This window comes from Streptomyces neyagawaensis (assembly GCF_023516595.1).
Taxonomy (GTDB): Bacteria; Actinomycetota; Actinomycetes; order Streptomycetales; family Streptomycetaceae; genus Streptomyces; species Streptomyces neyagawaensis.
On record NZ_JAMGBG010000158.1, the window covers coordinates 1 to 13205 of the forward strand.

The window sequence follows — 13205 nt, forward strand, 5'->3', positions numbered from 1 at the left end:
TACGCGTTGGAGCCCATCCCCCGGGAGGGTGGACGCTTCCGCCAGACGTGGGCGGGGCCCGAGCGGGGCGACGGGCGGCCTGAGGGGACCGCGATCGTCGCTCTGCTCACCACCGAGCCGGGGGACTACTCGGCGTTGCACCGGCTGCCGACCGACGAGATCTGGCACTTCCACCTCGGTGACCCCCTCGAACTGCTCCTCCTGCGCCCCGACGGCTCCTCCGACAGCGTCGTGCTCGGGCCGGACGTGCTCGGCGGGCAGCACGTGCAGTACGTCGTGCCCGCCGGGACCTGGATGGGCGCACGGGTGCTGGGCGGCGACGGGGCGTGGACGCTGTTCGGCTGCACGATGGCGCCGGGGTTCACCTTCGAGGGGTACGAGCACGGCGACGCGGGGGAGTTGGCGCGGCGGTACCCCGAGCGGGCCGCGCTGATCGCGGAGCTGGGGAGGGAATGAGGGCGGATGCCTGGGATGGGCGGGTGCCCGGGATGAGCGGATGCCCGGGATGAGCGGATGCCCGGGATGAGTGGTGAACACACGCTTCCCGGCTCCCGTACCTACTCGGAGGAACCGAGCCGGCGACAGTGGATCCGGAGCGCGACGTGGGCCGACGCAGTGACAGGGACGAGAGTCGACAGGGCGGAACCGGCGGGAGGGGCGTGAGGGGCCTCCCGCATGTCCGGCCGTATGTCCGGCGCCTGGTGCTGCTCGGCACCGTGCTGGTCCTGTTCCTCCTCGGCGGGGCGGGGACCGCGTCGGCGCACGCCGCGCTCAAGGGCACCGATCCCGCCGACGGCAGCGTCCTCGACTCCGCGCCGAAGGACGTCACCCTCACCTTCACGGAACCGGTGAGCCTCCTCCAGGACTCCATCCGCGTCATCGACCCCGAGAACCGCGCGGTCGACACGAGCAAGCCGGGGCGGTCCGGCGACCGGTCCGACACGGCCCGCGTCACCCTGCCCGCGGGGCTGCCCGACGGCACGTACACCGTCGCCTGGCGGGTGATCTCCGCAGACAGCCACCCCATCTCCGGAGCGCTCCTCTTCTCCGTCGGCGAACCCTCCGCCACCTCCGCGACCCTCCCCGCCGACCTCACCGAGGACCCCCTCACCGCCTCCTTCTACGACATCACCCGCTACTTCGCGTACGGCGCCCTCGCCCTGCTCATCGGCGTCACCGTCTTCGTGACCGCGGTCCTCGGCCGGGCCGACGACACGCTCCGCAAACTGCTCCTGTCCGGCTGGCTGGCCCTGACGCTGTCCTCGGTGGTCCTGTTGCTCCTGCGCGGACCGTACGAACGGGGCAGCGGCGTCGGCGCCGTCCTCGACCCGTCCGTCCTCGGCGGCACGGTCGGGACGCGTCCGGGGCTCGCGCTGCTGGCCCGACTGACGCTGCTCGCGGTGGTCCTCTTCCTCCTCGTCCGGGCCCGCGGTCAGGAGAGCTGGGGTCGGGGCGAGGCCGGTGCCGGGGTGCTGCTCTCGGTCGGGCTCGCCGGGACCTGGGCCGCCGCCGAGCACGCCTCCGCGGGCATTCAGGTGCCGGTGGCGATGACCTCCTCCGTGCTCCATCTGCTCGCCATGGCGGTGTGGCTGGGCGGTCTGACCGCCCTGCTGACGGTGCTGTACCGGGACCCGGAGACACTGTCGGCCGCTGCCGTCACCCGTTTCTCCCGCCTGGCCTTCGCCTCGGTGGTCGTCCTGGTCGTGACCGGCGTCTACCAGTCCTGGCGCGGCCTCGGCTCCTGGTCCGCCTTCACCACCACGGCGTACGGCCAGGTCCTCCTCGCCAAGCTGGCGGCGGTCGCCCTGCTGCTGGCCGCGGCCGCGTTCTCCCGCCGGTGGACGGCGGGGTTGGGTGCGGCGGCGGTCGGGGGGAACGACGAGAACGGCGAGAACGAGGAGAACAGCGAGCACGACGAGAGTGCCCGAACCGGCGGGGCCGTCGTGGCGGAGGCGCGGGTGCCTCAACCGGTGGGGGCGGTGGCCCGCGTGGACGGCGGGGCGGCAGCCGAGGCGGCGTCGGCGGTTTCCCCTGTCGATGCCGATTCCGGCTCCGACTCCGGCTCCGACGAGGGCACCGACGTCGGCTCCGGCTCGGGTACCGGTAAGGGCACCAACGCTGGTGCCGGCTCCGGCTCGGACTCCGGTAAGAGTCCCGGTACCGACGCCCCCAACGCCCCCACTGAGCCCGCCGACCCCCACCGTCTCGCCCTGCGCCGCAGCGTGCTCGCCGAGTTCACCGTGGCGGTGGTGGTGCTGGTGATCACCACCGTGCTGACGGGCACCCTGCCGGGCCGGGCGGCGGCGGAGAGCGCGCAGGGGACCGGGGGCGCGGCGGCGCCGGGGGAGGTCACGGCCTCCTCGACCGTCGTGCCGTTCGACATGGGCACCCCGAACGGGCACGGCAAGGTCCAGATCGACCTGGGCCCCGGCAAGGTCGGTAAGAACTCCATTCAGGCTGTGGTGTTCGGCCCCGACGACGGCATCGCGACCGTCCCCGAACTGCGCCTCACGTTCACGCTGAAGGCGCAGAAGGTGGGCCCGATCGACGCCAAGCTGACCGACCGGGGCGGGTACTGGGCCACGGACACCCTCCAGATTCCCCTGCCGGGCACCTGGACGATGAAGCTGACGGTCCGTACGACGGACATCGACCAGGTGACGGTGGAGAAGAACGTCAAGGTGGGCTAGGGCCTGTCCTAGGACCCAGCCGCCCCTCGGCCCGCGCCCCCGCCCGCTTCCCCGTCCCCGGCCAGCAGGCGGCGCATCGTCTCCGCCGCTCGGACGGCCGCGTCGGCGCAGCAGTTGTTGAACAGGACGTGCAGCTCGTCGACCTGCTCGGCGGCGGCCCGCAACCGTGGCAGCCACGCGGTGAGTTCGGCCTCCGTGTAGTCATGGCGGAAACGGTCCTCCTTGCTGCCGGTCCCCCAGGCGGGGCTCCGGCCGTGGAACCGTACGACGGCCAGCTCGGGCGTGGTGACGGGCGCGAGGGGCGGCAGTGACGTGCCGAGCCCTTGGGCCATGTCCACGCCGACGGCGACCAGGCCGAGCCGGGACAGCAGGGCCGTGGTCTCGTCCGCCTGCCCGGGGCGCCACCACGCCGGGTGCCGGAACTCCACGGAGACCGGCCAGCCCGCGGTGCGCTCCGCGCACTCCGTGAGCGTCTTCTCCGCCCGTGGACCCGGCGCCAGCCACGGCGGGAACTGGAACAGCACGGCCCCCAGCCGGTCCGCGATCCGCAGCGGCTCCACGGCGTGGGCGAAGCGCTCCCATATCCGGTCGAGCAGGCCCGGCAGCGGGGACGTCCGGTCGCGCAGGTCCTCGGGGAGCGCCGTCGGCCGGGTCGGATGGCCGGTCAGGAGCGAGAACGCCTTGACGTCGAACCGGAATCCGGGCGGCGTCCGCTCGGCCCACAGGACGGCGTTGCGACGGCTGGGCAGCGCGTAGTAGCTGGAGTCGACCTCGACGACCGGGAACTGCTCGGCGTAGTAGCGCAGTCGGGACTCGGCGTCGCGCCGACCGCGCGGATACCAGCCGCCGGCCAGTAACGCGCGGTCCGTCCAGGAGCAGGTACCGACCAGCAGCTCACCCATGCGGTGCCGGTTACCCGGATTCGGCCGGACGACTACTCGGCGCCATGCGGCACGGCGCGGCGAGGCTCGACTCAGCTCGTGCGCACGCGGCCCCTGCCGGACGGCCAAGCGGACGTCCAAGCGGACGACCAGGCGAGTGGCTACGCGTCGTGGGGGTCGTGCAGCGGCGCTCCCACGAGGGACTTCGACGCGGTGCCGTCCACACCGACGGGCGGCTCACCTGCCACCATCACCCGGTGCATGATGCGCGGGAAGCCCAGGTGCGCGGTGTCGTTGGGGGCCAGATGGACGGTGGCCCGGTTGTCCCAGAGGGCCACGGAGCCCGGCTCCCAGCGGAAGCGGACGGTGTACTCGGGGCGCGTGATCTGCTCGACGAACATCTCAAGGAGAAGCCGGCTCTCCGCCCGGCTGACGTCGACGATGTTCTCGACGTAGTACGGGTTGACGAAGAGGACGCGTTCGCCGGTCTCGGGGTGCACGCGGACGACCGGGTGCACCGAGGCGACCTGATGGTCCTGGAGGTGGCGCAGATACGGGTCGGGGCCGGAGCGGGCGAGGTAGCCGACGCCGAGGCGGTGCTCGGCGTGCAGCCCGTCGGCGAACCGGCGTACGGGTTCGGAGAGTCCGGCGTAAGCGGTGGCCAGATCGGCCCAGGTGGTGTCGCCGCCGTACGGGGGCACCTGTTCGGCGCGCAGGAGGGTGAGGGCGGGCGGGTCGATGCGGGCGGTGTGGTCGCCGTGCCAGCCGCGCAGGGTGGAGTGGCGGCGGCGCTCCAGCCATTCGGCCTGGTCCATGCCGTGCTTGCGGCCCAGTTCCTGGCGGTCGGCGGTCGTCTCGATCTCGGGGTACTCCGCGGGCGACACCGAGCCGCGCGAGCGGAGCCGGATCGGCTCCCCGAACCGCCGCGCGAACGCGATCTGCCCGGCGTGGTCCAGCCGCTGCCCCCGGAAGAACACGACCTTCCAGCGCAGCAGCGCCGAGCGGATGCCGTCGACCGTGCGGTCGTCCAGGGGCCCGGAGAGGTCCACGCCGTGGATCTCGGCGCCGATGTACCCCGAGGCGGGCCGTACGTCGAGCCCGTCGACGGCTCCCGTGCTGTCGCTGTTCATCGCTCGCCCTTCATCGCTCGCCGTTCCCTGCTCGGCACGTCTGTCGTACCCCGTCCTACCCGCCCGGCGGCCTCTTTCAGCCGGGCACGAGCCCGGCGGGCCGCGCCGTGCGGAGAGACGCCGACCGGCGCGGTCGGAGACGTAGGCTCCGAGTGCGAGAAGTCGACCGGTGATCCGGGAAGTTGATGGAAGTTGAGGGGAGATCACGTCATGAGCGACCACCCGACCGTCGGCGTCCTGGGCACCGGCATCATGGGGGCGGCGATGGCACGCAACCTCGCCCGGGCCGGACACCCCGTCCGCGCCTGGAACCGCACCCGCGAGAAGGCCGAGCCGCTGACCGCCGACGGCGTCCACGTCGTCGACACCCCCGCCGAGGCCGTCCGGGGCGCCGATGTCGTCCTCACGATGCTGTACGACGGGGCGACCGTGCGGGACGTGATGCGCGAGGCGGCCCCGGCCCTGCGCGCGGGCGCCGCCTGGGTTCAGTCCACCACCGCCGGCTTGGAGGACGTGGCCGAACTGGCCGCCCTGGCCGGCGAACACGGCCTGGCCTACTACGACGCCCCGGTCCTCGGCACCCGGCAGCCCGCCGAGGCCGGGCAGCTGACGGTCCTCGCGGCCGGGCCGGTGGCGGGGCGGGACACGGTGACGCCCGTCTTCGACGCCGTGGGCGCCCGTACGGTGTGGACCGGTGAGGACGGCGCGGCGGGCACCGCCACCCGGCTCAAGCTCGTCGCCAACAGCTGGGTGCTCGCCGCCACCAACGCGGCCGGGGAGACACTCGCCCTGGCCAAGGTCCTCGGCGTCGACCCGCGGTCCTTCTTCGGGATCATCGACGGCGGCCCCCTCGACATGGGCTATCTGCGCGCCAAGTCCGCGCTCATCCTCGACGACAGGCTCTCCCCGGCGTCCTTCGCCGTGGCCACCGCGGCCAAGGACGCCCGGCTGATCGTGGAGGCGGGGCAGCGCCACGGGGTCCGCCTCGACGTGGCCGAGGCCGGCGCCGAACGCCTCGCCCGCGCCGCCGCCCACGGCCACGCCGACGAGGACATGGCCGCCGCGTACTTCGCCAGCTTCGACGAGGCCGCGGAGAAGTAAAGGGCCTCATTCCGCGCCGGGGCCCTATCCCGATCCGGGGCGCTATCCCCGCGTGCGCCCCGGGGCGCTATTCCCGGGCCCCCTATCCCGCGCCGGGGCCCTACTCTGCGCCGAGGCCCCCTCCCACGCCGAGGCCCTATCCCGCGCCGAGCCCCCTCACGCGACCTCACGACCGCTCGCCCGAGACCTCAGGACCGCTCGCCCGAGACCTCAGGACCGCTCGGCGGTGTCCCGTTCCTCCGTCGGCAGGACCTCGTGCGCCGCCCCGGTCAAGGACGCGGAATCCGACGGCGCACCGCCGTCCGCCGCGGCAGCGGCGACGGCCGACTGCCCGTCCGACGGCTTCCGCTTCCCCAGCCGCCCCGCCACCCACAGGGCGACCGGCTCGGTGAAGCGGGCGGTGAGCGGGCCCGCGATGACCAGGATCAGGACGTACGCGGTGGCCAGCGGCCCGAGGGACGGTTCGATGCCGGCGGTGACGGCGAGCCCGGCGATGACGATGGAGAACTCGCCGCGCGCGACCAGCGTGCCGCCCGCCCGCCAGCGGCCCTTCGCGGAGATCCCGGCCCGGCGGGCCGCCCAGTACCCGGTGGCGACCTTCGTCAGCGCGGTGACGACGGCCAGTACGAGCGCGGGCAGCAGCACCGGCGGGATGCTCGCCGGGTCGGTGTGGAGGCCGAAGAAGACGAAGAACACGGCGGCGAACAGATCCCGAAGGGGCGCCAGCAGACTGTGCGCCCCTTCGGCGACCTCACCTGACAGCGCGATGCCGACGAGGAACGCGCCGACCGCCGCCGACACCTGGAGCTGCTGTGCGAGTCCGGCGACGACGAGCGTCAGCCCCAGCACGACGAGCAGCAGCTTCTCGGGGTCGTCGTTGGAGACGAAGCGGGAGATGTGACGCCCGTACCGCACCGCGATCAGCAGGACGAGCCCGGCCGTGCCCAGGGCGATGGCGAGGGTCGCGCTGCCCGCCGCGAGGCCCACCCCGGCGAGCAGGGCGGTGACGATCGGCAGATAGACGGCCATGGAGAGGTCCTCGAGGACCAGGATGCTCAGGATGACCGGCGTCTCGCGGTTGCCGAGCCGCCCCAGGTCGCCGAGGACCTTCGCGATGACACCGGAGGAGGAGATCCAGGTGACGCCGGCGAGGACGACGGCGGCGACCGGGCCCCAGCCCAGCAGCAATGCCATTGCCGCGCCGGGCAGCGCGTTCAGCGCGGCGTCCACCAGACCGGCCGGGTACTGGGTCTTGAGGTTGGAGACGAGATCGCTGGCGGTGTACTCCAGGCCGAGCATGAGCAGCAGCAGGATCACGCCGATCTCGGCGCCGATCGCCACGAACCCCTCGCTCGTGCCGAGCGGCAGCAGCCCGCCCTCCCCGAAGGCGAGCCCGGCCAGCAGATACAGGGGGATGGGCGAGAGCCGGAACCGGGCGGCGAACCGCCCGAGCAGCCCGAGTCCGAGGATGATCGCGCCGAACTCGATGAGGAAGACGGCGGAGGAGTGCCCGGAGGACTCGGCGGCGAGCCGCACGGGCGAGGCGAGGCCCGGGGGAGCCTGGGCGGCGAGGGGCGCGGAGAGCTGAGCGGAGAAGTGCATGGGTCGCTCACTCCCGGCCGAGTATCGCGGCGGCCGCCTCCACACCCTCACGGGTGCCGATCACGATGAGGGTGTCCCCGCCCGCCAGCCGGAAGTCCGGCGCCGGTGACGGAATCGCCTCCGCGCGCCGCAGTACGGCCACGATGGACGCGCCCGTGTCGGTCCGCATCCGGGTGTCCCCGAGGACCCGTCCGTTCCAGTACGACGTCGAGGCCAGCTCGATCCGCTCGGCGACCAGGCCCAGTTCGGTCGTGGACAGCAGGTTGGGGCTGTGGTGGTCCGGCATCAACGCGTCCACGAGGGCGGTCGCCTCGCTCCCCGTCAGCCGTACCGACAGCGCGCACGCGTCGGGATCGTCCTCCCGGTACGCGCTGAACGTCCGTGACCCGTCCCGGTGCGCCACGACGGAAAGCCGCCGGTGCTCACGGGTGTTGAGGTCGTATCGCACGCCGATCCCCGGCAACGGTGTACTGCTGAGGCGCGGAGCACCCACGGCTGGCCCCCTGTCTGGTTCGGACATGTCTTCGGAAACCCGATGGGTGCCACCCTAACGAGACCCGAGTACGGCCTGGCCGGGCCGAGGTTGAGTCCCCGGTGGGACAATCCCCGTCCGGCCCCTCCGGCGTTCACGCCGGTGATCTGCCCAGTACCCCCGTGCCGACGGCCATGCGGACCGTGTCGGTGGCCATGCGGATGGTGCCGGCGGCCATGCGGACCGAGGCCGTCGACGTCCGCCGCCGCGTCCGCTCCGGCCGCGGCTCCGCCCGGGCAGCGGGGGAAGGACCGAAAGGAAGCGCAGGCATGATCCAGTGGGTGTCCCTGGGCACCGGCCCCCGCCCCGTACCCCAGCCCGTCTCCACACCGCTGGTGTGGGCCACGGCGTTCGCCGGCGCGATGGCGCTGGTCGCCGTCCTCAACGCCCTGGTCGGCACGGACCGCCCCGGCCTGGCCCTGACCGCGCTCTCCCTGCTGTCCGCGCTGCTCGGCGTCTATGCCCGCTTCACCGCCGCCCCCGGCACGGCCGCCCTGTGCTGGCTCTTCCTCAACGGCTTCGCCATACCCCCGGCCGGCGTCCTCACCTGGGCCAACCCCCGCGACACGTTCTGGCTGGTCTGCCTCCTCACGGCGGCCCTCACCGGCACGGCCCTGGCCCGCCTCCTCCAGGCCCGAGCGGCCTACCGCCGCCTCACCACCAGCGTCCTGCCCCGCCCCCAGGAGCCGGGGGACTGGCCGGGAGACATGTGAACCGCGGCCGGGAGCGGAGCCCTGCGACCGCCGGGGTTCAGCGGCGGTAGGCGGCCGACCGCCGGGGCTCAGCACGGTAGGCGGTGGCGGCGACGGCGGGCAGGACGGCGAGAGCGAGGACACCGCCGGTGAGGGCGAGGACGGGGTAGCCGGAGGCGGCGACGACCAGGCCCGAGCTGATGCCGCCGGTGGCACCGGCGACGGCGATGGAGACGTCGACCATGCCCTGGGTCCTGGCGCGGGTGGCGAGCGGCACGGCGTCGGTGACGATCGCGGTGCCCGACACGAGGCCGAAGTTCCAGCCGAGGCCCAGCAGCGCCAGGGCCAGCGCGAGGAGCGCGACGGAGTCGCCGGGCGCGGTCGCGGCGAGCACCCCGGAGGCGAGCAGGGTGAGGCCGGAGGCGGCGGCGATCCGCAGCCGGCCGAAGCGGTCGACGAGCCGTCCCGTCAGCGGCGAGGGCAGATACATGGCGGCGATGTGGACGGCGATCACGACGCCGGAGGCGGCGGTGCCGTGGCCGTGGTCGTGCAGATGTACCGGCGTCATCGTCATGATCGCGACCATGACGAGCTGGGTGAGGACCATGATCAGCGCACCCAGGACCACGCCGCCGCGGCCTTCGCGGACTTCGGTGGCCGTGGTGGTCCCGTCGGCGGGGGCGCCCTCCGGCCCGGCGTCGGCGAGGGCACGGGCCGTGAGCAGCGGATCGGGGCGCAGCCGGACGGCCAGGACGAGCGCGGCGAGCGCGTAGGCGGCGCCGGACAGCAGGAACGGGCCGGCCAGCCCGGGGATGCCGAGCTTCTCGGCGAAGGTGCCGGTGGGGGCGGCGAGGTTGGGCCCGGCGACGCCCCCGAGGGTGGTGGCGACCAGCACGGTGGACACGGCCCGGGCGCGGTGGTCGCGGGGCGCGAGGTCGGCGCCGGCGTAGCGGGCCTGGAGGTTGGTGGCGGTTCCGGCACCGTAGACGAACAGGGCGACGAACAGCAGGACGGGGTTGTCCAGGACGGCGGCGGTGATGACACCGAGGCTGCCGACGGCTCCCGTGAGATACCCGGCGGCCAGCCCGGGCCGACGCCCGTGGCGCTGGGAGACCCGACCGACGACGACGGCGGTCAACGCGGACCCCGCGGTGAACAGCGCACTCGGCAACCCGGCGAGGCCGGTGGCGCCGAGCATGTCCTGGGCGAGCAGCGCCCCCACGGTGACACCGGCGGCGAGACCGGCCCCGGAAAGAACCTGTGAGGCGACCAACACCCGCAGCACACGGCGCTGCACGGCGGCGGCGTCGGGCAGAACGCCGGTCGTACGGTGGGACGCGGTCCTGTTCATGCCTCGCTCATGCCTCTTCCGCACACCTCCGCCATACGGCGGCCTCCGCCCTGCCGGGATGGTTCAAAGCCCCCGGTAGATCAGCCAACCGCCAAGACCCAGCACCGCCGGCGAACCCACGAACCAAAGGGCCATCCCGGTCTGCCACAGCCGCCCGTCACCGACCTTGCGGCTCAGGACGCCCAGCACCGGAAGCCCGATGCCGATCACGAGTACGCCGAGGAAGAGCCCCACGCTGCCGCCCCCCGTTGGTCGCTGGTAGCAGAAGCGTAGAGGGACACGCGCTTCCTGGCCCCCTCCTCGTACATGATCCGAGTCAGCGAGGCGGCAGCGCGGGCGGGACGATGCGACGGACCAGACTCATCCACGTGTGGTCGCAGGGGTTGCCCCCACACGCTTTCCCATGTTGAGACCAGGGCGCCGGGTCATACCTTCTTGACGACGACGTTGTCCGGGAAGAGCTTCTCCAGGTCGTCTACGCCCGAGGTGAAGACTGTGACCTGCCCTTTCTGTTGGCGTGCGATGACAGCGAGCACGGCATCGATCGCGTGCTTGTGACCGTGCAGCAGCAAAGTACGTGGCCCTTCCCGCCGATGTGACGGTGGCCCTGGGGATCGACGATCCGATCGTGCGGACGGGCGACCTGCTGGCCGGTGCTGAGTTCGCGAGGCGATGGGACTGAGGGTCGGTCGCCGGACGCTGAGTGCAAGGTCACAGGGTCGGGCCGCGCAAACGGCTCGGCCCCTCTGGGGGAGGCGTGCGACATGGAAGAGCTTGTAGGGCGGACATGGATGGTCAGTGCACTACCTGGCTTCGGGTTGCTTCTGGGGGCATGTCCCGTGATGTGGGGCAAGCGTCATCTGAGGCTGATCTTGGCCGTCGGCCTTCAGAGCGCATGTCGGCGCATGAACGCTTGGACGACGACCCACCGTCGTCGCCGGAGGCGCGTCGTCATGCCGCACAGAATGCCGCAGGTGTCGGAAATGAATGAGACTGCAACTGAGACCAGGGGACGCCGAGAACCCCGGCCGCCGAAGCGGTCCGGGGTTCTCGTTTCGCCTGTTCAGGCGGCTGCGGAGGATACGAGATTCGAACTCGTGAGGGGTTGCCCCCAACACGCTTTCCAAGCGTGCGCCCTAGGCCTCTAGGCGAATCCTCCGCCGGAAACATTACATGACGGCGGAGGGTGCTTGCGAACTCGTTCGAGGTGGGTGACGAGGGGGAGGTGTCGAGGTGGGGAGGCGGGCGGGTGGGGTCGGGGGATCGGGTAGGCTGGGCGTAGCCCCTCACGCGGCGCTATCTGACTGAACTCCCCCAGGGCCGGAAGGCAGCAAGGGTAGGTCGGCTCTGGCGGGTGCGTGAGGGGTCTTTCGTTGTCCTGGGTCGCGGACTCGGCAGAGCGGGACGGGAGAGCGGGACTGGGAAGACCCCCGGGGAAGCGTGCCGGGGGCGGTGGTCCCAGGGAAGCGTGCCGGGGGCAGTGGTCCTGGGACGGTCCGCTCGGCGGCCGGTCCGGCTTCGGTCGCGTCCGGGTTGTCAGTGGGCGCCTATAACCTCGTAGGCGTGTCGTCTCTCGCGCTGTACCGCCGCTATCGCCCGGAGTCGTTCGCCGAGGTCATCGGGCAGGAGCATGTCACCGACCCGCTGCAGCAGGCGCTGCGGAACAACCGGGTCAATCACGCGTACCTGTTCAGCGGGCCGCGCGGCTGCGGCAAGACGACCAGCGCCCGCATCCTCGCCCGGTGCCTGAACTGCGAGAACGGGCCCACGCCCACCCCGTGCGGCGAGTGCCAGTCGTGCCAGGACCTGGCGCGGAACGGCCCGGGTTCGATCGACGTGATCGAGATCGACGCCGCCTCGCACGGTGGTGTCGACGACGCCCGTGAGCTGCGCGAGAAGGCGTTCTTCGGACCGGCCGCCAGCCGGTACAAGATCTACATCATCGACGAGGCCCACATGGTCACGTCGGCCGGTTTCAACGCGCTGCTGAAGGTCGTCGAGGAGCCCCCGGAGCACCTCAAGTTCATCTTCGCCACGACCGAGCCCGAGAAGGTCATCGGGACGATCCGTTCGCGTACGCACCACTACCCGTTCCGTCTCGTCCCGCCGGGCACGCTCCGCGACTACCTCGGCGAGGTCTGCGGCAAGGAGAAGATCCCCGTCGAGGAGGGCGTCCTCCCGCTGGTGGTGCGCGCGGGCGCCGGTTCCGTGCGTGACTCGATGTCCGTCATGGACCAGCTGCTGGCCGGCGCGACGGACGAGGGTGTGACATACGCCATGGCCACGTCCCTGCTGGGCTACACGGACGGGTCGCTGCTCGACTCGGTCGTCGAGGCCTTCGCCTCGGGCGACGGCGCCGCCGCCTTCGAGGTCGTCGACCGCGTCATCGAGGGGGGAAACGACCCGCGGAGGTTCGTCGCCGACCTGCTGGAGCGGCTGCGTGACCTGGTGATCCTTGCCGCCGTGCCGGACGCCGTCGAGAAGGGGCTCATCGACGCCCCCGTCGACGTCCTGGAGCGGATGCAGGCCCAGGCCGGTGTCTTCGGCGCCGCCGAGCTGAGCCGCGCCGCCGACCTCGTCAACGAGGGCCTCACGGAGATGCGGGGCGCCAACTCCCCCCGCCTCCAGCTGGAACTGATCTGCGCCCGCGTCCTCCTCCCCGCGACCTACGGCGACGAACGCTCCGTCATGGCCCGCCTGGACCGGCTGGAGCGCGGCGTGAACTTCTCCGCGTCCGGCCCCGGCCCGGCCATGGGGTACGTCCCCGGGCCCGACGTCCACGGGGGGGCGGGCGCGCCGATGGGCATGGCCCCGCAGGTCGCTCCCGGCCCGCCGGTGCCGCCGGGGGGCGGGCCTGCCGCGGCTCGGGCCGCGGTGCGCGGTGCCGGGGGCGCGGGGGCGCCTGGGGGACAGGGAGTGCCGGGAGCGGCCGGGGCGCCCGGGGGTTCGGGGATGCCCGGTGCTCAGGGAGCGCCCGCGGCCGCAGGTACCGGTCCCGCTGGTGGGCCGGGTTCGGACGCGTACGGTGCCGGGGGCGCCGGTGGTTTCGGAGGGCCGGGTGCGGGTGGCCCGGCCGGGGTCGCCCCGGCCGCCGCGGCTGCCCCGCAGGAGGCTCCGCCGGGCAACCCGCCCGCCGAGCCCGCCGCTCAGTCAGGGCCGTCAGGGCAGTCGGGGACGCCCGCCGCCCCGCCCCACGCTCACACGAACGCGCCCGCCGCCGCGGCGC

13 protein-coding genes, 1 tRNA gene and 1 other RNA gene are annotated in these 13205 nt (G+C 73.0%); 6 read left to right on the forward strand and 9 right to left on the reverse strand.

Annotated features, from left to right (window positions below):
• Together M8J73_RS39895 and M8J73_RS39900 are read left to right on the forward strand one after the other, a co-directional pair.
• The coding region (locus tag M8J73_RS39895) for a cupin domain-containing protein (RefSeq protein WP_249829727.1) at positions 1 to 456 on the forward strand (456 nt) is incomplete at its 5' end.
• A 203-nt stretch (positions 457 to 659) separates the two neighbouring features.
• Positions 660 to 2690, forward strand: a complete 2031-nt coding sequence (locus tag M8J73_RS39900; RefSeq protein WP_249829728.1) for a copper resistance CopC/CopD family protein — start codon at positions 660 to 662, stop codon at positions 2688 to 2690.
• A gap of 8 nt (positions 2691 to 2698) precedes the next feature.
• On the opposite strand, the gene M8J73_RS39905 is transcribed toward M8J73_RS39900, so the two are convergent.
• A complete protein-coding gene (locus tag M8J73_RS39905) occupies positions 2699 to 3592 on the reverse strand; it encodes a DUF72 domain-containing protein (protein ID WP_055542179.1) in 894 nt (297 codons plus the stop codon).
• Between the two features lie 140 nt (positions 3593 to 3732).
• A complete protein-coding gene (locus M8J73_RS39910) occupies positions 3733 to 4701 on the reverse strand; it encodes a TauD/TfdA dioxygenase family protein (protein WP_249829729.1) in 969 nt (322 codons plus the stop codon).
• Between the two features lie 210 nt (positions 4702 to 4911).
• On the opposite strand from M8J73_RS39910, the gene M8J73_RS39915 reads away from it, so the two are divergent.
• Positions 4912 to 5802 carry an NAD(P)-dependent oxidoreductase gene (locus M8J73_RS39915; RefSeq protein ID WP_249829730.1) on the forward strand — a complete coding sequence of 297 codons (891 nt, stop codon included), beginning with the start codon at positions 4912 to 4914 and terminating at the stop codon, positions 5800 to 5802.
• 210 nt (positions 5803 to 6012) lie between these two features.
• Here the strand turns inward: M8J73_RS39915 and M8J73_RS39920 are convergent, their stop codons facing one another.
• The 3 genes from M8J73_RS39920 to M8J73_RS39930 all read right to left on the reverse strand — a co-directional run bounded on the left by M8J73_RS39920 (position 6013) and on the right by M8J73_RS39930 (position 8207).
• The gene (locus tag M8J73_RS39920; RefSeq protein WP_055538198.1) at positions 6013 to 7404 is read right to left on the reverse strand and encodes a cation:proton antiporter; all 1392 of its coding nucleotides are present in this window, start codon (positions 7402 to 7404) and stop codon (positions 6013 to 6015) included.
• A 7-nt stretch (positions 7405 to 7411) separates the two neighbouring features.
• On the reverse strand, positions 7412 to 7897 hold the full coding sequence (locus M8J73_RS39925) for a cation:proton antiporter regulatory subunit (RefSeq protein ID WP_476718386.1): 486 nt from the start codon (positions 7895 to 7897) through the stop codon (positions 7412 to 7414).
• A gap of 133 nt (positions 7898 to 8030) precedes the next feature.
• On the reverse strand, positions 8031 to 8207 hold the full coding sequence (locus M8J73_RS39930) for a hypothetical protein (RefSeq protein WP_157873108.1): 177 nt from the start codon (positions 8205 to 8207) through the stop codon (positions 8031 to 8033).
• Here M8J73_RS39930 and M8J73_RS39935 point away from each other — a divergent pair.
• Positions 8206 to 8649 carry a hypothetical protein gene (locus tag M8J73_RS39935; RefSeq protein WP_055538200.1) on the forward strand — a complete coding sequence of 148 codons (444 nt, stop codon included), beginning with the start codon at positions 8206 to 8208 and terminating at the stop codon, positions 8647 to 8649. The two genes, M8J73_RS39930 and M8J73_RS39935, sit on opposite strands and share 2 nt — an antisense overlap.
• A gap of 37 nt (positions 8650 to 8686) precedes the next feature.
• On the opposite strand, the gene M8J73_RS39940 is transcribed toward M8J73_RS39935, so the two are convergent.
• The 4 genes from M8J73_RS39940 to M8J73_RS39955 form a co-directional block, all read right to left on the reverse strand.
• Positions 8687 to 9979 (reverse strand): MFS transporter, encoded by a 1293-nt coding sequence (locus M8J73_RS39940; RefSeq protein ID WP_055538201.1) that lies wholly within the window; start codon positions 9977 to 9979, stop codon positions 8687 to 8689.
• Between the two features lie 63 nt (positions 9980 to 10042).
• A complete protein-coding gene (locus M8J73_RS39945; RefSeq protein WP_157873109.1) occupies positions 10043 to 10213 on the reverse strand; it encodes a hypothetical protein in 171 nt (56 codons plus the stop codon).
• Between the two features lie 191 nt (positions 10214 to 10404).
• Positions 10405 to 10551, reverse strand: coding sequence for a hypothetical protein (locus M8J73_RS39950; RefSeq protein WP_157873110.1), 147 nt, complete (start codon positions 10549 to 10551; stop codon positions 10405 to 10407).
• A 502-nt stretch (positions 10552 to 11053) separates the two neighbouring features.
• Positions 11054 to 11138: transfer RNA gene (locus M8J73_RS39955), tRNA-Ser, on the reverse strand.
• Positions 11139 to 11256: 118 nt separating this feature from the next.
• Between M8J73_RS39955 and ffs the strand changes: the two genes are divergently transcribed.
• Positions 11257 to 11353: signal recognition particle sRNA small type (gene ffs / locus M8J73_RS39960), an RNA gene on the forward strand.
• 189 nt (positions 11354 to 11542) lie between these two features.
• Positions 11543 to 13205, forward strand: a 1663-nt coding sequence (locus M8J73_RS39965) for a DNA polymerase III subunit gamma and tau (protein ID WP_249829731.1), incomplete at its 3' end; no start/stop codon positions are given.